The 18,237-nt window shown below is 74.1% G+C and carries 15 protein-coding genes; 10 read left to right on the top strand and 5 right to left on the bottom strand.

Annotated features, from left to right (window positions below):
- The first annotated feature begins 9 nt into the window (after window positions 1-9).
- The 9 genes from COUCH_RS28695 to COUCH_RS28655 all read left to right on the top strand — a co-directional run bounded on the left by COUCH_RS28695 (window position 10) and on the right by COUCH_RS28655 (window position 9,930).
- Window positions 10-1,539, top strand: a complete 1,530-nt coding sequence (locus tag COUCH_RS28695) for a cupredoxin domain-containing protein (RefSeq protein WP_249608337.1) — start codon at window positions 10-12, stop codon at window positions 1,537-1,539.
- A complete protein-coding gene (locus COUCH_RS28690) occupies window positions 1,536-2,516 on the top strand; it encodes a hypothetical protein (RefSeq protein ID WP_249608336.1) in 981 nt (326 codons plus the stop codon). Before COUCH_RS28695 ends, COUCH_RS28690 begins: the two co-directional genes overlap by 4 nt.
- 74 nt (window positions 2,517-2,590) lie before the next feature.
- Entirely contained in the window at window positions 2,591-3,910 is a 1,320-nt protein-coding gene (locus tag COUCH_RS28685) for a neutral zinc metallopeptidase (RefSeq protein ID WP_249608335.1), read from the top strand.
- Between the two features lie 61 nt (window positions 3,911-3,971).
- Window positions 3,972-4,205, top strand: a complete 234-nt coding sequence (locus tag COUCH_RS28680; protein ID WP_249608334.1) for a zinc-ribbon domain-containing protein — start codon at window positions 3,972-3,974, stop codon at window positions 4,203-4,205.
- Window positions 4,206-4,350: 145 nt separating this feature from the next.
- The gene (locus tag COUCH_RS28675) at window positions 4,351-5,463 is read left to right on the top strand and encodes a sensor histidine kinase (protein ID WP_249608333.1); all 1,113 of its coding nucleotides are present in this window, start codon (window positions 4,351-4,353) and stop codon (window positions 5,461-5,463) included.
- 73 nt (window positions 5,464-5,536) lie between these two features.
- Complete coding sequence (locus COUCH_RS28670; RefSeq protein WP_249608332.1) at window positions 5,537-6,319, top strand: S1 family peptidase; 783 nt, start codon at window positions 5,537-5,539, stop codon at window positions 6,317-6,319.
- 87 nt (window positions 6,320-6,406) lie between these two features.
- Window positions 6,407-8,098 (top strand): methyl-accepting chemotaxis protein, encoded by a 1,692-nt coding sequence (locus tag COUCH_RS28665; protein WP_249608331.1) that lies wholly within the window; start codon window positions 6,407-6,409, stop codon window positions 8,096-8,098.
- A gap of 90 nt (window positions 8,099-8,188) precedes the next feature.
- Window positions 8,189-9,337 (top strand): zinc-dependent alcohol dehydrogenase, encoded by a 1,149-nt coding sequence (locus tag COUCH_RS28660; protein ID WP_249608330.1) that lies wholly within the window; start codon window positions 8,189-8,191, stop codon window positions 9,335-9,337.
- A 17-nt stretch (window positions 9,338-9,354) separates the two neighbouring features.
- Complete coding sequence (locus COUCH_RS28655) at window positions 9,355-9,930, top strand: hypothetical protein (RefSeq protein ID WP_249608329.1); 576 nt, start codon at window positions 9,355-9,357, stop codon at window positions 9,928-9,930.
- Window positions 9,931-9,937: 7 nt separating this feature from the next.
- Here COUCH_RS28655 and COUCH_RS28650 read toward each other — a convergent pair whose 3' ends face one another.
- Entirely contained in the window at window positions 9,938-10,321 is a 384-nt protein-coding gene (locus COUCH_RS28650; RefSeq protein ID WP_249608328.1) for a hypothetical protein, read from the bottom strand.
- 215 nt (window positions 10,322-10,536) lie between these two features.
- On the opposite strand from COUCH_RS28650, the gene COUCH_RS28645 reads away from it, so the two are divergent.
- On the top strand, window positions 10,537-13,833 hold the full coding sequence (locus tag COUCH_RS28645; protein ID WP_249608327.1) for a TIM-barrel domain-containing protein: 3,297 nt from the start codon (window positions 10,537-10,539) through the stop codon (window positions 13,831-13,833).
- A 402-nt stretch (window positions 13,834-14,235) separates the two neighbouring features.
- Here the strand turns inward: COUCH_RS28645 and COUCH_RS28640 are convergent, their stop codons facing one another.
- From COUCH_RS28640 to COUCH_RS28625, 4 genes are all read right to left on the bottom strand, one after another.
- Complete coding sequence (locus tag COUCH_RS28640; RefSeq protein WP_249608326.1) at window positions 14,236-15,267, bottom strand: acyltransferase family protein; 1,032 nt, start codon at window positions 15,265-15,267, stop codon at window positions 14,236-14,238.
- Window positions 15,264-16,163: an alpha/beta hydrolase gene (locus tag COUCH_RS28635; protein ID WP_249608325.1), complete on the bottom strand. Its 900-nt coding sequence runs from the start codon at window positions 16,161-16,163 to the stop codon at window positions 15,264-15,266. Before COUCH_RS28635 ends, COUCH_RS28640 begins: the two co-directional genes overlap by 4 nt.
- Before the next feature lie 74 nt (window positions 16,164-16,237).
- Window positions 16,238-16,894 carry a response regulator gene (locus tag COUCH_RS28630; RefSeq protein WP_249608324.1) on the bottom strand — a complete coding sequence of 219 codons (657 nt, stop codon included), beginning with the start codon at window positions 16,892-16,894 and terminating at the stop codon, window positions 16,238-16,240.
- Window positions 16,891-18,096 carry a sensor histidine kinase gene (locus tag COUCH_RS28625; protein ID WP_249608323.1) on the bottom strand — a complete coding sequence of 402 codons (1,206 nt, stop codon included), beginning with the start codon at window positions 18,094-18,096 and terminating at the stop codon, window positions 16,891-16,893. Before COUCH_RS28625 ends, COUCH_RS28630 begins: the two co-directional genes overlap by 4 nt.
- Between the last annotated feature and the right edge of the window lie 141 nt (window positions 18,097-18,237).

Genomic DNA, 18,237 nt, shown 5'->3' with positions numbered 1-18,237 from the left:
GGAGGCAGCATGTCCTTACGACGAGCCCTGGCCGGTCTGCTGCTGGTGGCGGCTTCGGCACTCGCCGTGCCGGCGCCGGCGGCGGCCGCCCAGGTCCTCACCTGGACGACGGACGACGACATCACCCGGTACAGGTCCACGCCGGGCCAGGCCGCGGCGGGGGCGACGACGATCGTCTTCGAGAACAGCGCGGCCACCGGCAACACCACCGGGATGCCGCACACGCTCACCTTCGACACCACCACCGACGGCTACAACCACGACGTCACCGTCAACATCCTGGCCAGCCCGTTCGACGCGACCAACGGCCGGCACGAGCAGGCGGTCACCCTCACGCCGGGCCGCTACCGGTTCTTCTGCTCGATCCCCGGGCACAGCCAGATGGTCGGGGAGCTGGTCGTGACCGGCAGCGGCGGGGGCGACACCACGGCACCGACCGTGTCCGGCCAGGTGTCCGGTACCCGCGACGCCCAGGGCGCATACGTCGGTGCGGCGACCGTGACGGTCAGCGCCACGGACGCCGGGTCGGGCGTCGACACGGTCGAGTACCAGGTCGACGACACCGGGTTCGAGCCGTACACGCAGCCGGTGACGGTCTCGGCGACCGGTGACCACTCGGTGCAGTTCCGCGCCCGGGACAGGGCCGGCAACGTCTCGGAGACCGGGTCGGTGACGTTCCGCGTCGTCGAGCCGCCGCAGGGCGACACCACGCCGCCGTCGGTCTCGGCCCGGGTGTCCGGCTCCCGCGACGCGGCCGGAAACTACACAGGTACGGCCACAGTCACGATCAACGCCTCAGATGGAGGGTCCGGGGTCGCGCGGATCGAATACAACGTGGACGGCGGAGCCTTCACCGCGTACACGAATCCGGTCGTCATCGACGATGAAGGCGCGCACATGGTGCACTTCCGCGCCACCGACGTCGCCGGCAACACCTCGGCCGAGCAGATGGTGTCGTTCACCGTCGTCGCGCCGCCCGCCCCGGACACCACCGCGCCGGAGACCTCGGCGCAGGTGACGGGCGACCGCGACGCGAGCGGTGCCTACGTCGGCGGCGCCACGGTGACCGTCACCGCCACGGACACGGGGTCGGGCGTGCGATCCGTCGAGTACGCGCTCGACGGCGGCGCCTGGACGCCGTACACCGCGGCCGTCGTCGTGCGGACCGCCGGAGCACACACCCTGCGGTACCGGGCCACCGACACCGCGGGCAACACCTCGGCCGAGAAGCCGGTCGCCTTCACCGTCGTGACCTCGGGCACCGACGCCTGCCCCGCCTCCGACACCCGTGCCACCGTGATCATCGGCGCCGAGGACACCGGCGTGCCGAACGCCGACAGCGGGAACGGCTGCACGATCAACGACCTGATCGCCGAGCACGCCTCCTACCCCGACCACGGCAGCTTCGTCCGGCACGTCGAGACGGTCACCGATCCGCTGGTCGCCGCCGGCACGCTGACCGCCCGGCAGCGCGGGGTCATCGTCCGGGCCGCCGCCCGCTCGGACGTCGGAACCTTCAACCAAGGAGCACCGCGATGAGACGTACCGTCGCCCACCTGGCCGTCCTGTCCACCGCCGTCGCCGTCTCGACCTTCGCGGGCGCGCCCGGCGCGCGCGCCGACCTGGTGACGCACTGCGTCGGCACCGGCGGCGCGGTGACCGTCCCCAACGACCTGTACGTGCCCGCCGGCGAGTCCTGCGCCCTGACCGGCACCACGGTCACCGGCAACGTCAGCGTCGCGGCCGGCGCCAACCTGGTGGTCACCGGCGGCCACCTCAGCGGGGACGTCCAGGTCGCCACCGACGGCTACCTGGACGCCACGAACACGCAGATCGGCGGCGGGGTCGACCTGGCCTCCGGCGGCTACGGCGCGTTCCTCAAGGACGCCTCGGCCGCCTCGCTCACGGTCCGCGCCAAGGGCTCCGCGACGATCGACAGCTTCCTGTTCGTGGAGCACACCTCGGTCGACGGCAACGTGACCGCGAGCGCCGGCGAGGTACGCCTCGACCGCACCACCGAGGTCGCCGGGAACGTCAGCAGCACCGGCTCGTACTACACCGACGTGCACGACTCGTTCGTGGACGGCACGCTGTCGGTGCTCAACAGTGCGACGGGCAGCGTGGTCTGCGGCAGCGCGGTCCGCGGCCGGGCCACGTTCGCCGGCAACCTGGGCGGGGTGCAGCTCGGCCCGAACGGCACCCTCGACAGCTGCGCGTCCGGCGGCTACTGGGGGCGCGACGTGAGCATCACGAACACCACCGGCGGCGTCCGGGTCGACGACAACATCATCGACGGCCAGCTGACCGCCTCCAGCAACACCCCGGCCGCGGTGATCGCGTCGAACAACCGCGTACGGGGCGGGGTCGTGGGCCAGCAGGCGGCCGCCACCCGGGCGCGGGCGCTCGCTGAGCGGCCGCCGGCCGCCGACCGTGAAGCCGCCGGTGAGCAGCGGGCCGGGGAGCGCCGCTCGGAGGCCGTGCAGGAGGCTCGCGCCGCCGGGGACGCCGGCCTGTAGCGCCGCAGACATACCGCGGCGTCGATCGGGGTACCCCTGCGGCGGTGACCGTGCCGTCAGAGGGAGAACGCGTCGTGTCCGCGTACCGGAAACACTGGGCGATCGTCGCCGTCCTGCTCGCCGTCGCCGGGTGCGCGGTGCAGTGGGGGAGTCCCGACTCCGACTCCACCGCACCGGCCCGCGGCGGCGGCTCGGCACGCGACGTGGTGACCCCCGCGCTGCGTGACGTCGAGCGGTTCTGGACGGCGACGTACCCGAAGCTGGCCGACGGGAAGGCGTTCAAGCCGGTCAAGGGCGGCTATCACCCGTACACCCGGAGCAAGCTGCCGCCGCCGTGCGGGTCGGAACGCCCCGAGTACCAGCCCAACGCGTTCTACTGCCCGTCCGGCGACTTCATCGCCTGGGACGCCCAGACGCTCATCCCGCAGCTCCAGGCCCAGTACGGCGACCTGCTCGTGGGCGTGGTCATGGCGCACGAGTACGGCCACGCGATCCAGGCCCGGCTGGGCCAGACCGAGCAGCCGACGGTCGTGCTGGAGCAGCAGGCCGACTGCTACGCCGGCGCCTGGCTGGCCGACGCGCTCGCGGGCCGGTCCACCGCGTTCAGCGACGTCACCCCGAAGCAGCTGGACAACACGGTCGCCGGCCTGCTGGTGCTGCGCGACCAGCCGGGCACCTCCGCGGCGAACCCGCAGGCGCACGGCAACGCGTTCGACCGGATCCGGGCGCTGCAGGACGGCGTCGAGAAGGGCGCGCAGCTGTGCGCCACGTACCGGGCGGACAACGTGCCGGTCACCGAGGTGCCGTTCCAGACGCGGGAGGACGCCGCGAACGGTGGCGACCTGCCGTACGCCCAGGCGATCAACGCGCTGAGTCAGGACGCGCAGGACTACTGGTCGAAGGCGTACCCGAAACTGGCCGGACAGCCGTGGTCGACCCTGCGGGTGGAGCCGTTCAGAGCCGGGTCGCCACCGGCCTGCGACCGCCCGGACGCCTCGGCCGGGGGAGCGGCCTTCTACTGCAAGGACGGTGACTTCGCCGCCTTCGACAACGCCCGGCTGGCCCCGGCGCTGTACGAGAACATCGGCGACAACGCGGTCGGCATGCTGCTCGGCGACCTGTTCGCCCGGGCGGCGCAGTCCCGGCGCGGCGCCTCGACCCAGGACCGCGCGGGTCAGCTCACCGTCGACTGCCTGGCCGGCTCCTGGACGTCCTCGCAGCTGGGCCGCTCGCCGCGCGACGGCATCACGCTCTCGCCGGGTGACCTCGACGAGGCGGTGGCGGCGCTGCTCGCCTTCGGCCGTGCCGGGGACAGCTCCGGGACGAGCGCGTTCGACCGGATCGGCGCATACCGCGACGGCGTGATCAAGGGCCTGGACGGCTGCTCGGCCTGACGCGCTTGCCCCGGCGGCCGGCCGGGTATGTCAGGAGGCAGCCGACGTTGAGGAGACGACCGTGTTCCTGCTTTTCGGGCTCCGTACCCGCGATCACATGCTGGGCACCGGGGCCATGGTGTGCGACGTGTGCGGGGTGCACGCGGCGCAGCAGCTCGTGAAGCGGTCGACGAAGTTCACGCTCTTCTTCATCCCGCTCTTCCCCGTGCGGCCGGCCCGCTACTTCCGGTTCTGCGCGAACTGCGGCGTGCAGCAGGCGATCGACCCGCGCTTCGCGGACCAGCTCGTGGCCTGAGTCCCCGCGGATCGGTCCGCTGACCGTTTCATCCCATTAGCCTGAAAGCATCGGCCGACCGGAAGTTCTTCGCCTGCTCGGGGCCGGGCCGCGTGCCGCGGCCCGGCAGGCGGCTGCGCTCTTCGCCCTGGCCGGCGCGCTGGCGGTGGTCGGGCTGGGCACCGGGACCGGGCGTACCCGTGACCTGCTGCTGGTCGCCGCGGCGGACTTCGGGCTGGCCCTGGTCGCCTACGCGCTGCCGTGGCACCACTGGAGCGCCGATCGGCCGGCCCTGCTCGCGCTGCCGGGCTTCGCCGTGCTCGGCTTCTCGACCTGGGCGTTCGGGGGCGTCGCCGCCGGCACCGGGCCGTTCCTCGTGCTGCTCTACACCTGGGCCGCGCTGCACTTCCGCCGCCGGGTGCTGGTCGCCCTGGTCGTGCCCGCGACGGCGGCGTACGTCGTGCCGCTCGTGCTGACCAGCCAGCCACCGGTCGTGCTGAGCAGCGCCTTCATCCTGCTCCCGATCGCCGTCGCCGTGGCGCTGCTGGTCGAGGCCCAGGCCCGGCACCTGCGCGACGAGCGGGAACGGCTGGAGCGCATCGAGCGCTGGCGGGCCGCGATGGTCGGCGCGCTGGCCCACGACGTCCGCTCGCCGCTGGCCACCGTGCAGATGACCCTGGAGGAGCTCGCCCACGACGCCACCGGGCCCCAGGCGCGCATGCTCGAGGCGGCTCAGCGGCAGACCGCGCGCATCGCCCGGCTGGCCAGCGGCCTGCTCGACCTCAACCGCATCGACACCACCGGGCACCTGCGGCTCGACCTGCGGCCCGTACCGGCCCGGGCGGCGGTGCTGGACGCGCTGTCGTACGTCACCGCCGAGGTCGGCGTCTGCGTCGACGACGGCCGTACGCTGCACGTGGACCGGGAGCGCTTCGAGCAGATCGTCATCAACCTGGTCGGCAACGCGCTGCGGTACGGCCGTCCCCCGGTGGTCGTCACCGTGACCGGGGACGGGGTCACGGACCGGCTGGAGGTGCGCGACCACGGCCCGGGCATCCCCGAGGACCGGCGCGCCCGGCTGTTCACCCGGTTCGGGGCGGGCGGCACCGACGGCGTGGGCCTGGGGCTGTGGATCGTGCGGGAGCTCGCCCGGGCGCACGGCGGCGAGGCCCGGTACGAGTCCGCCGGCCCGGGCGCCCGGATGGTGGTCACGTTCCCCGCCCTTCCGGGCACACCGGCGGGACTTTCGGATCTTCCGTCGGAATCGAGCACTTTCTGACCTTCAGACCGGGCAGGTCCGGGCGGCACACTGACCCGTCTTTCCGACCCGTCTCGCCGAAGGAGAACCACGCGTGCGACGCAGCACGAAGACCTACCTCGCCGCCGGAGTGCTCATACCGGCGGTGGTCACCGCCCTCGCCGTGAACAGCATGGGCACCGCCAACGCCATCGCCAACGGGGAGCTCGTGCCCGAGGGGCAGTACCGGTTCTCGGTCAAGCTGACCATGACCGGCATCCCCACCGCCGACGGCGGCAAGCGCAACAGCGGCTGCTCGGGCGCCCTGATCGCGCCGCAGTGGATCATCACGGCCGGGCACTGCTTCCGGGACGAGAACAACGTCCGGGTCGAGCGGCCGGTCGCCGACCTGACCACCGCCACCGTGGGCCGCGCCGACACCACCGGCACCACCGGCCACGTGGCCACCGTCGTGGCCGTCCGGCAGTCCCCGACCGCCGACGTGTCGATCGCCAAGCTCGACCAGCCGATCACCGACATCCGCCCGATCCGGCTCAGCCGCACCGCGCCGGAGGTCGGCGCGATCGTCCGGCTCACCGGCTACGGCTCGGTCACCAGCACCAACCCGGTGCCGGAGACGCACCTGCGCACCGGCCAGCTGGAGGTCGTCTCCGTCGCCGACTCGGTCACCGGCTTCAAGGGACACGCCCCGCAGCCGGACACCACGCCGTGCCCGTACGACTCGGGCGGCCCGTACTTCGTCGAGGGCAAGCGCGGACCGGCCCTGGTGGCGGTCGTCAGCAACGGCCCGTCGTGCCCGCACACGCAGGTGGAGAACGGCGCCCGTACGGACAACATCACCAGGTGGATCTACCAGAGCATGCTGCAGGCCCGCTGAGCTGCGGCCGCCGTGCCGCCGGTCATGACCGGTGTCACGGCGGCTCAGCAAGGCCGCGGCCGCGCCGACTGAACCTGTGTGCGTGCAATGTTCAGACGGATCGCTCCGGCGCTCGCGGCGCTGGCCGCGTGCGGCTCGCTGTTCCTCGTCCTCCAGCAGGTGGCCACCGGCGCCTTCGACGGTCTCGAGGCCCAGCAGGTCGCCCAGGACGCCGGCCGGATCCGGGTCGCGCTGGACGGCCAGGTCCGGCTGCTGACGTCCTTCGGGGCCACCAACGCCGTCTGGGACAACACGTACGACCACATCGCCCGCGCCGACGCGGCCGGGTTCGCCGAGGACTTCCCGCCGGACGACCCGGACAGCGTCAACGGCCTCGACGGCCTCCTCGGCGTCGGCACCGACGGGCGGATCGTGGTGGGCGGCTACACGGGCGCGGCCGCGTACGCCACGCCCGCCGCGCAGCTGACCGATCCGGCGCTGCTGAGCAGCCTCTACGACCCGGCCGCCGAGTCCGGCTCGGCCCGGTGCGGTGTCGTGGCCGCCGACGCCATGTACCTCTTCTGCGGGCTCGGCGCGTTCCCCAGCAGCGGCGAGGGGCGGCCTTCCGGCGGCCTCATCCTGCTCAAGCGCCTCTCCGCGGCGGGGATGGCCGCGCTGAGCAGCGATATCGACCTGAGCACCACCGTGGTCGGCGAGCGCAGGCCGGGCGGGGTCGCGCAGAAGTCCGTGACCAGCCTGCTCGGCCCGGTCGCCGTGCACACCACCGTGCTCGCCGCCGACCGGATCGCGCTCGACGCCGAGATCGCCACCGTGAACGGGCAGCGGCTCGTGCTGGAGTCCGTACGCCCCCGGCCCATCCACGCGGCCGCCACCGCCACGGCCCGCAGGCTGTTCGGGATCGTCGCGGTCGCCACGCTGCTGGTGGTGGCGGCCATGAGCTGGTCCTCCCGGCGGGCCGTACGCCGCCGCGTGCGGCCGCTGCGGCACACCACCGAGCAGATCATCGCCTCCGGCGACCACGACCTGCGCGTCCGAGCGGCCGGTCAGGACGACATCGCCGCCCTGGGCCGGGCCATCGACACCATGCTCGACACGATCGCCGGCCGCGACCGGCTCCTGCAGGCCGAGCAGGAGCAGCGCCGGCGCGAGCTCGAGGAGAGCCACGAGCAGCAGCGGGCGGCCGAGCGGGAGATGCAGCGCCGGGCCCGCGACCTGGTCGACGAGACGTCGGACCTGGTGGCGCGGCAGCTGGACGACGTGTCCGGGCAGGCGGCGACGGTCGGTGCGGCGGCCGGGCGCATCGACGGGCAGGTCCGCGAGGCGCGGCTGGCGGCCAGGCTGCTGCTGGCCAACAACGCCGAGGCGAGTGAGGCCGTGGGCACGCTGCACGAGAGCCTGCGCAGAGTCGAGGAGGTGGCCCGGTTCATCGGCGGCATCGCCCGGCAGACGAACCTGCTCGCGCTCAACGCCACCATCGAGGCGGCCCGGGCCGGTGCGGCGGGGCAGGGCTTCGGCGTGGTCGCGGGCGAGGTGAAGACGCTCGCCGCCACCACGGCCGAGTCGACCGACACGATCACCTCGACCCTGGACGAGCTCAACGCCCGGGTGACCGCGGTCGTCGACATCATGATGACGATGAGCGCCACGATCACCGCGATCGACCACACCACCGCGGACGCCCAGACGATGACCACCGACCAGGCGGCCGTCGTCGCCGGCCTCACCCACCAGGTCGCCGCCGCGATCGAACGGCTGGAGGGTCTCGCCACCCGCGGGTGACGGCCGGGGGCGTTTGCCCGGGCGCGCCACGGGTAGCCCGCCATACGCGCCCGGATCCTCCGGCGTACCGGTCACACAGGGAGGCGCGGCATGCGTGCGATGGTCTATCGGGGCCCGTACCGGGTGCGGGTGGAGGAGAAGGACCGTCCCGCGGTCGAACATCCCAACGATGCGATCGTCCGGGTCACCCGGGCCGCGATCTGCGGGTCCGACCTGCACCTCTACCACGGGATGATGCCCGACACCCGGGTCGGCATGACGTTCGGCCACGAGTTCGTGGGCGTGGTCGACGAGGTCGGCCCGTCGGTGCAGAACCTCAAGGTCGGCGACCGCGTCATGGTCCCGTTCAACGTCTTCTGCGGCACGTGCTACTTCTGTGCCCGCGGGCTCTACTCCAACTGCCACAACGTCAACCCGAACGCCACGGCGGTGGGCGGCATCTACGGCTACTCGCACACCTCGGGCGGGTACGACGGCGGCCAGTCGGAGTTCGTCCGGGTGCCGTTCGCCGACGTCGGGCCCAGCCTGATCCCGGAGTGGATGGACGAGGACGACGCCGTCCTGCTCACCGACGCGCTCGCCACCGGCTACTTCGGCGCCCAGCTGGGCGACATCGTCGAGGGCGACGTCGTCGTGGTGTTCGGCGCCGGCCCGGTCGGCCTGTACGCGGCCAAGTCGGCGTGGCTGATGGGCGCCGGCCGGGTCATCGTCATCGACCACCTGGACTACCGGCTGGCGAAGGCCGCCGAGTTCGCGCACGCCGAGACGTACAACTTCGCCGAGTACGACGACATCATCGTGCACCTCAAGAAGATCACCGAGTACCTCGGCGCGGACGTCACCATCGACGCGGTCGGCGCCGAGGCGGACGGCAACTTCCTGCAGCACGTCACCGCGGCGAAGCTGAAGCTGCAGGGCGGCTCGCCGGTGGCCCTGAACTGGGCGATCGACGCGGTCCGCAAGGGTGGCACGGTCTCGGTGATGGGCGCGTACGGCCCGCTGTTCAGCGCGGTGAAGTTCGGCGACGCCATGAACAAGGGGCTCACCCTGCGGATGAACCAGTGCCCGGTGAAGCGGCAGTGGCCCCGGCTCTTCGAGCACATCAAGAACGGCTACCTCAAGCCCAGCGACATCGTGACGCACCGCATCCCGCTGGAGCACATCGCCGAGGGCTACCACATCTTCTCGGCGAAGCTGGACGGCTGCATCAAGCCCCTCATCGTCCCCAACGCCGCCTGACCGGCCGGAGAAGGATCATGACGTACACACCGGAGAAGCCGAAGACGGCCGAGTCCAGCGAGGCGCTGCGCGCGCGGATCCCCGGCTGGGGCGCGGACCTCGACCCCGCCGACCGCCCGTCGGTGCCGCGCGAGCGGTTCGACCCGACGTTCAGCGGCGCGTGGTGGGAGTTCCCCGAGCGCCAGCCCGAGAAGTGGCCGCGGGAACGGTCCATCGAGCACAAGTTCCTCACCCCGGTCTTCGGTACGGCCTGCCCGCCGAAGGGTGTCTCCGGGGCGATCCGCAAGCTCGCGTACCGCCGGTACAGCGAGGGCCGGGCGGCGCACTGGCTGCTGCTCATCGCGGCGGACCGGGTCGACGCGGCCGGGAGCACGCTGCGCTCGTTCCTCACCACCCGCCCGGACAACCCGATCACCGAGACCGGGGTGCTCAGCGAGATCTCCCACCACGGGCTGGCGTCGCGGCGTGGCGAGAACCGCGCCGACCTGCGGCACCAGCCGCTCGACCCGATCATCGTCGCGGCGCCGTGGGTGCTGACGGGCGCCCTCGCGTACGTCCTCGCGAAGCGTGTCGTGCGGCGCCGCCGCGCCTGATCCGATCTCAGGAGGCGGTGGGCGCGGCCGAGGCCGGTGCGCTCGGCGCTGTCGAGGGCACCGGCCCGGGCCGGCCGCGGCCGCCGAAGTCGCCGGGCCCGCCGTCGCGCCACCCGCCGCCGGGGCCGCGTGCCGGGCCGCCGTCGCGGCGGTCGTAGCCGCGCTGGTCCGGGACGCCGTGGCCGCGGTCGTGCCCGCCGACGATCAACGCGCCGACGGCCACCACGCCGCCGCCCAGGCAGCATCCCAGCAGCAGCGCCGCCGCGGCGATCAGCAGCGGGGTACGCCGCCTGTACCAGCGGTCACGCGGGGCCGGAGGCGTCGGTGCTGCCGCCGTCTCCTCCTCGCGGATGCGGGCGGTGTCGTCCGGGTGCGGGGTCGCGTCGCTCATCGAGATCTCCGTGCGGTGTCGGGGTGGTCTGCGGCGGGCGGCGGCACCGCCCACGCTCACCACGATCGGCCCGGCGGTTAAGACGTCCTGCCCGGTGCCGCTAAGAATTCGATGAGAAAGTCGATCGACGGTCCACTATTGACAGCCGGCGACCGGCGGCGGAAAGCTCCCCACAGGCTGTGACGAGGAAGTCACGCGGGCTGGGGGAGGGCGTCGTGTCGCTGCGTACCCGGATGTCGGTGCTGGTCACCGTTCTGCTGGCGCTGGTCGGGGTGCCCGGCTCGGCGCTGGCCGCCCCGCACGCCCCCGAGGTCCACGGGCAGACCATCCGGGCGGGACACCTGCGGGTCCAGGTGCTCAGCCCCACGCTGCTGCGCCTCGAGTACGCGGCCGACGACCACTTCGAGGATCGGCCCACGTTCACCGCGGTGGACCGTACGCCCGCGCGCACCTGGTTCTCGGCCCGGACCCGCGACGGCGAGCTGACCGTCCGCACCAGCGCCGTGACCCTGCACCACGACCTCGGCAGCGGCGCGGTCACGGCGGAGAACACCACGCTCGAGCTGACCGTCGGTGGCCGCCGTACCACCGTGCACCCGGCGTTCGGGTCCCCGGCCCGCGCCGACGCGCTCGGCGGCTGGTACCGCGGCCTGGACTACTACGCGGGCCAGGCCGGGCCGGTCGACCAGATCGCGCTGCACCCCGGCATGCTCAACCGCGGCGGCTGGTACCTGCTCGACGACACCGGCACCGCGCTGCGCACCACCGACGGCTGGGTCGGCGCCCGCCCCGCGCGCACCGGCGCCTACCAGGACGGCTACCTGTTCGGGTACGGCCACGACTACGCACGCGGGCTCGCCGACCTGCGCACCCTGACCGGGCCGTCGCTGCTGCCGCCGAAGTGGGCGTTCGGTACGTGGTTCTCGAAGTACCAGGCGTACAGCACGGCGGACTACGAGACCTCGCTGCTGCCCGCGTTCCGCTCGCACGACGTGCCGCTGGACTCGCTCGTGGTCGACACGGACTGGAAGGCGCCCAACGCGTGGGCCGGCTGGAACTGGAACCCGGACCTGTTCCCCGACCCGGAGGCGTTCGTCGGCCGCCTCGCACGGCAGGGCGTGCACACGACGCTCAACGTGCACGCGGCGATCTCCGGCGACGACCCCCGGTTCACCGGCGCGCAGGCCGTGGCGAAGGGCAAGCTCACCCCCGCGACCAGCAGCTTCGCGCCGAACCCGTACCGCTTCGACTGGACCGACCGCGACCAGGCAGCCGCGTGGGCGTCGCTGCACAAGCCGTTCGAGGACCAGGGCGTACGCCAATGGTGGCTGGACTACTGCTGCGACGACAGCACCGTGACCACCCCCGGCGTCACGGCGGACAGCTGGGTCAACGAGCTGTACCGCCGCGACGGGGAGGCGCGCGGGCTGCGCGGGTTCTCGCTGGCGCGGATCGGTGCGTCGTTCCCCGCTTACACCACGCCGGGGCCGTCCGGGCCGTGGGGCGAGCACCGCAGCACCGTGCACTTCACCGGCGACACCCGTCCCGACTGGGAGACGCTCGCCTTCGCCGCGGCGATGACACCGGCCGAGGGCAGCATCGGCATGTCGTACGTCAGCCACGACATCGGCAGCTTCGCCGGCAAGCACCTGCCCGAGGACCTCTACCTGCGCTGGGTGCAGCTCGGCGCGTTCCAGCCGGTGCTGCGGCTGCACTCCGACCACGGCGACCGGCTCCCGTGGGAGTACTCGGACACCGTGAGCACGGCGGCCGCCGACTTCCTGCGGCTGCGGGAGTCGCTGGCGCCGTACCTCTACACCGCCGCGCGGCAGACGTACGACACCGGGCTGCCGATGGCGCGGGCGCTGTACCTGACCTGGCCGGAGCAGGACGAGGCGTACCGGCACGCCACCCAGTACACGCTGGGCGACTCGCTGCTGGTGGCGCCGGTGACGAAGCCGGGGCTGAGCACCACCACCGCGGTGTGGTTCCCGCCGGGCACCTGGACCGACTTCTTCACCGGGGCGACCTTCCGCGGACCCGCGACCCGGACCGTCGCCGCGACCCCGGACCGGATGCCGGTCTACGTCCGCGCCGGCGGCATCGTGGCCCGCGCGCCCGCGGCGGCCTCGGTGGCCGCGCAGCCCAAGGACCGCCTCGGGCTGACCGTCTACCCGCACGCCTCGGGCGCCACCTCGGTCTACGACGACGCGGGCGACGGGCTGGGCTACCGCACCGGCCAGTTCACCCGCACGCCCGTGCGGTACGTCGAGGGACGCCTCAAGGCATTGTCCGTCGGCCCGGTCGCCGGGACCTACCCCGCTGCCCCGGCGACCCGCCGGTACACCGTGGCCTTCGAGGGCGTCGGCCGTCCGCACGTCGTGCTGCTCGGCGGCCGGGCGGCACCGTGGACGTACGACCGGGTGGCTCACCGGCTGACCGTGGAGGTGCCGGCGACCGCGACCGGCCGCCGGGTGACGATCCTGCACGACGGCGCCACCGTGAACGTCGCGCCGCAGCCGGCCGTCGACCTGACCTTCACCGCGCCCGACGGCCTGCAGTCCGGGGCGAGAAGCACGCTGGTCACCACGGCCCGCAACGACGGACCGGGCACGATCACCGGGCTGTCGGCCACCGTCGCCGCGCCCGAGGGCTGGGTGGTCACACCGCGGACGCCCACGACCGCGGCCTCCCTCGCGCCGGGCGGCACCTTCACCGTCACCTACGACGTCACGCCCGCCGGGCCGTCGCCGCGTACGCAGAACGTGGTGGCCCGGCTCGCGTACGCGAATCCGGACGGCACCGCCGCGAGCCTGCCGGCGAGCCTGACCGTGCCCGTACGCCCGGTCGCGGTGACCTTCCGGGTGCTTGCGCCGCCGGGCACCCCGCCGGACGCGACCCTCTACGTGCCCGGCAACATCGCCGAGCTCGGCCCCTGGGACCCCGCGAAGCAGCCGATGACCGACCGGGGCAACGGCATCTGGGAGAGCACGATCTCCGTGCTGGACGGCACCGAGATCCAGTACAAGTACACCCGCGGCAGCTGGGAGACGGTGGAGGAGTGGGGGTCCATCACCGGGACGAACAACCGCAGCGTCACCGTCGACGGTGGGATCACCCGGACGATGGTGGTCGACGACACCTCGACCCGCTGGGACGAGCCGGGCGTGCCGGACACCCACCTGGCGATCCGGTTCTGGCGTGACCCGCTGGTGGTCGCGACGAGCCCGGCGGCCGGCAGCAGCGGGGCCGCCCCGGCCGCGGTCACCGTCCGCTTCCAGCGCGACGTCCAGCCGGCCGGCGCGGACTACGGCGACGCCGTCCGGGTCCAGGGGCCGTCCGGCGCGGTGGCCGGCACGGTCGCCGAGACGACGCCGGGCACGCTCACCTGGACACCGGCCGCGGCGCTGCCCGCGGGCGGCTACACGGTCACGGTGGCGCAGGTGAGCAGCACCGGGGCGGCCGGCGTGCCGATCCGGCAGCCGTACACCTTCACGTTCACGGTGTCGTGACGCCGGCGCGGTGCGGTCACGGGGTGGTGTTGTGCACGAGGACGAAGACCACGACCACCCAGGCGGCGGCGATGGTGAAGCTGAGCGGAGCGACGAAACGGTTCATGGCAGGAACTTTCCGATCGAGCCGACGGGGAAAGTGCGCACACGAAACGTCGCGGCCGGGCACCCTGCACCGTCGCGGCGCTTACGCGACGGCCCCCGGCTCACGCCCGGGAGACGGGCGAGCCGTGAGGCGGCAGGGAGAGGGGGAACGGTGTCAGCGCGCGGCCCGGTCGGGCTCAGAGCGGCTGACGAGCGGCCCGGCCACGACTGGGAGGATCGCTATCTCGCACAGCGATCACCTCCGTCGATAGAGCCGGCAACGTCGAACCGTCGAAGAGAGTACCCCTTAAGACACGCTTAATGTACGCACCCCCAACCGTGCCGCCCGCCCCGGGTCACGGCCGCCAGGAGCAGCCCCAGGACGGGTATCCAGACGGTCCGCCCGGCCACCCAGACGGCGCCCTCCGGCACGCCGACGAGGCCGGGCAGACCCGTGCCGACTAGGCAGACCGCGACCAGCAGCACGCTCTGATGGGTCAGGTAGACGGGCACCGCGACCCGGTTCACGCGGGCCACCGCGCGGCGGGCCGCCGGCCGTCGCAGCGCGTCCGCCAGCGGGGCCCGCAGGGTCAGGAAACCACCGATCTGGGTGACGGCCAGCGCCACCGCGAACAGTGAGGGCGGCGCGAGGTTCGACCGGCCGTCACCGGGCACCCCGACCGCGCTGACCGGGTAGCCCACCGTGATCAGCAGCGCGAGGGCCGCACTGCCGCAGGCCAGCAGCGCCGGCCCGGTCCAGGGCCGGGTGAGCCGGCCGAGGGCCACGGCCGCGCCGAGCACCCACGGGACGGTCCATGCCGCCACCACCGACACCCAGCCCGGCAGCAGGCCCGCGTCCACCGTCGCGACCAGGGCCACCGCGGGGACGGCGAGGACCGGGCCGTACCGGGCGACGACCCGGTTCAGCGGCGCGGCCACGGACCGCAGCAGCAGGTAGGGCAGCAGGAACCACAGCGGGCTGATCACCAGCTTGGCGACCGTCTTCAGCGTCACGGCCGGCACGCCGAGCACCGCGCCGGCGGCGAGCGGCACGCCCCAGGCGGCGAGCAGCACGATCAACGGCAGCAGAACCCGGCGATGCGTACGCCCCCGGCCGTCCGCCCGCCGTCCCGCGCGCGCCGCCGCGAACCCGCCCGCGAAGAAGAACAGACCCAGCGTCTGCAGAATCCATGTCACCGGCGCCAGGCCCGGCATCGCCGACAGGGGACTGGACACGCGCAGACCGTCCGGCGTGAGGACGAATCCCGTCACCAGCCAGTGCCCGAGAACCACCCCGCCGATCGCGTACGCCCGCACCGCGTCGATCGTGACGTCCCGCCCGGGCCTCACGGCAGCACCGCCGGGTCCGTACGGCCGAGCACCACACCGGCCACCGCGGTCAGCGTCGCCGACCCGGGGCACAGGTAGCCGTCGTGCCCGTCCACGCCCGCGGTGGGCAGCGGGATCGCTCCGAACGCCGCCGCGGACGGCCGCCGCCCGTGACCCAGGTGCCCGAGCCGCAGCTGCGGCACCCGCCGGATCCAGTCGCCCGGTGCCAGCGCCGACCACACCCGCGCCCCGCCCAGCTCGGCGGCGTGCCCGGCGCCCATCCCCGGCGCGCCCAGCGCCACGACGTCGGCGACCCGGGGCAGCTGCCGCACGGCCCGGCCCACCACCAGCGCCCCGTAGCTGTGCCCGATCAGCGTCACGGCCGCGCGCGGCGGCAGCGAGCGTACGAACGCGACCAGCGCCGGGACGCCCGCGCGGGCCCGCAGGTCCCGGGCCGCCTCCAGGGACAGCCCCTCGGGCGGGTCGTACCCCAGCCAGGCCACCACGGCGACATGGGCCGACGGGTCCGCCGCCCGCACCGCGTCCCGGACGGCCCGGGCCTGCACCGACGGGGCGCGCCGGGACACGCCGCCGAGCCCCCGGTCGAAGTTGCGCAGCGTGGTGTCCACCCCGGGTACGAGCACCGCGATGCGGTCCGCCGTGTCGAGATCCCCGACCACCTCGACGGCCGTCCCGTCGCCGCGGGGGTCGAACGCGAGGAACCGCCGCCCGCTGCGCGCCCAGCCCGCGTACGGATCCCCGGCGGCGACCATCGCGGCGGTGACGGCCGCCGGGGGAGCGAGGGCCGCCACGGCCGGGGCGGCGGGGGCGGCGGGGGCGGCGGGGGCGGCGGGGGCGGCGGACGGCAGGACGATCGAGACCAGGGCCAGGACGAGCAGTACCGGTGTGATTCGCATGGCCGGCAGCGTGCGGCCGGGGCCGGGGGCCGGGCGTCACCCCGCAGCGCCCACTGTGGCGTGATACCCGGGAGCTACTCGCCGGCGGCGACCAGACCTGACTCGTACGCGAACACGACCGCCTGCGCCCGGTCCCGCAACCCGAGCTTCGCGAGGATCCGCCCGACGTGGGTCTTCACGGTCTGCTCGGCCACCACCAGGTCCGCCGCGATCTCCTGGTTGGACCGTCCCCGCGCGATCAGCCGCAGCACCTCGGTCTCGCGGGGCGTCAGCGCGTTGAGCGCGGTGGGCCGGGGCCGCTGCGCGCGGGGCCGGGCCGCGAACTCGGAGATCAGCCGCCGCGTGACCGACGGAGCCAGCAGCCCGTCGCCGGCCGCCACCACGCGCACGGCCTGCACGAGGTCGGCCGCGGGCGCGTCCTTGAGCAGGAAACCGCTGGCGCCGGCCCGCAGCGCCTCGTACACGTAGTCGTCCAGGTCGAACGTCGTCAGGATGAGCACGCGGGGGCCGCCGGGGGACTCCGCGAGCCGGCGGGTCGCCTCGAGGCCGTCCATGACCGGCATGCGGACGTCCATGAGCACCACGTCGGGGTCCAGCCGCCGCGACTGCGCGACCGCTGCCGCGCCGTCCGCGGCGTCGCCGACCACCACGAGGTCCGGCTGGGCGGCCAGCAGCGCGCCGAAACCCTGCCGCACCATGGCCTGGTCGTCGGCGATCAACACCCGGATCATGCGTCTCCCGTCGTCAGCGGCAGGACCGCCGCCACGCGGTAGCCGCCGTCGTCCTGCGGGCCCACCTCGAGGGTCCCGCCGAGCAGTGTCGCGCGTTCGCGCATCCCGGCCAGCCCGTGCCCCGGCCCCGTGATCGCGTCCGGCGCCGCGGCGTGCCCGCGCCCGTTCGCCGGCGGGCCGTTGCGCACCTCGACCGTCAGCGCCTGCGGCGTCGCGCGGACCAGGACCCGCACCGGGCCGCCGGGCGCGTGCCGGGCCGCGTTCGCCAGGGCCTCCTGCACGATCCGGTACGCGGCCAGCCCCGTCGCCTCCGGCACCCCGGGCGGCGCCTCCCCGGTCAGCGTCACCTCCAGCCCCGCCCGGGCCGCCGTCTCCACGAGCGCCGCCACGTCGGCCAGCCCGGGCTGCGGCGTCAGCGGGGCCTCGTCCGTGTCGGCGCGCAGCACCCCGAGGAGCCGCCGCATGTCGGTCAGCGCCGACCGTGCGGCCGTGGCGATCGACGTGAACTCGGCCTGCGCCGGCTCCGGCAGGCCGGTCACCCGGTACGGCGCCGTCTCCGCCTGCACGGCGATCATCGACATGTGGTGGGCCACGACGTCGTGCATCTCCCGGGCGATGCGGGTCCGCTCCTCGAGCACCGCACGCCGGGCCTGTTCCACCGCGGTGAGCTCGGCGAGCTCGTCGCGGGCCCGGCGCCGGCGGGAGACCAGGTCACCGGCGAGGGCGACCGCCACCAGCAGGAAGACGGTGCCCCACGCGTTGTCCCCGCCCGTGAACACGAAGACCGGGACGACGGTCAGCGCGGTCGCCCAGGCGTTCATGCCCGACTCGACGCGGAACGCCACCCCCGCGAACACGACCAGGAACGCCGCGATCTGCCCCGGGCTCCACGGGAACGGCCCGAAGCCACCGATCGCGCCGGCGAAGAGCACCGGGTACGCCACCCGCCACGCGGTCAGCGGCCGGCCCGCGACGGTCAGCAGCACCGGCACCAGGATCAGGACCTCCATGCCGACGGCGGCCGGCTCGGGCAGGTCCCGGGCATTCAGCCAGTACTGCGCGTCGGCGAGGCCGAGACCCACGAGTGCCAGCAGGCCCAGCGGCACGCCGTACACCCGGAACCAGCGCCGGCGCGGCGGCAGCGACGGCGGGCGGGGGTCCGGGCCGGCGGCCAGCCGGCGCAGCGGACCGAGGATCTCCATGTCAGGCAGGCTACGGCCCGGCCGCCGGGGCGTCGTGCCCCCGCGGGGCCATCCGCACCCCCTACCCGGGTACGACGCGGGGTGCCGCTGCCGGGCCGGGTTCCGCCTACCCGCAGGTAACGCCTAGTCTGCGAGCGGTCC

Source organism: Couchioplanes caeruleus (genome assembly GCF_023499255.1).
Taxonomy (GTDB): Bacteria; Actinomycetota; Actinomycetes; order Mycobacteriales; family Micromonosporaceae; genus Actinoplanes; species Actinoplanes caeruleus_A.
This window is presented reverse-complemented; position numbering and strand designations above follow the sequence as displayed.

What these genes read in the sequence shown, in the direction of transcription:
- COUCH_RS28635 (WP_249608325.1), bottom strand. Translation starts at nt 16,163, where the DNA reads ATGCGAATCACACCGGTACTGCTCGTCCTGGCCCTGGTCTCGATCGTC.
- COUCH_RS28665 (WP_249608331.1), top strand. Translation starts at nt 6,407, where the DNA reads ATGTTCAGACGGATCGCTCCGGCGCTCGCGGCGCTGGCCGCGTGCGGC.
- COUCH_RS28695 (WP_249608337.1), top strand. Translation starts at nt 10, where the DNA reads ATGTCCTTACGACGAGCCCTGGCCGGTCTGCTGCTGGTGGCGGCTTCG.
- COUCH_RS28690 (WP_249608336.1), top strand. Translation starts at nt 1,536, where the DNA reads ATGAGACGTACCGTCGCCCACCTGGCCGTCCTGTCCACCGCCGTCGCC.
- COUCH_RS28625 (WP_249608323.1), bottom strand. Translation starts at nt 18,096, where the DNA reads ATGGAGATCCTCGGTCCGCTGCGCCGGCTGGCCGCCGGCCCGGACCCC.
- COUCH_RS28650 (WP_249608328.1), bottom strand. Translation starts at nt 10,321, where the DNA reads ATGAGCGACGCGACCCCGCACCCGGACGACACCGCCCGCATCCGCGAG.
- COUCH_RS28655 (WP_249608329.1), top strand. Translation starts at nt 9,355, where the DNA reads ATGACGTACACACCGGAGAAGCCGAAGACGGCCGAGTCCAGCGAGGCG.
- COUCH_RS28630 (WP_249608324.1), bottom strand. Translation starts at nt 16,894, where the DNA reads ATGATCCGGGTGTTGATCGCCGACGACCAGGCCATGGTGCGGCAGGGT.
- COUCH_RS28660 (WP_249608330.1), top strand. Translation starts at nt 8,189, where the DNA reads ATGCGTGCGATGGTCTATCGGGGCCCGTACCGGGTGCGGGTGGAGGAG.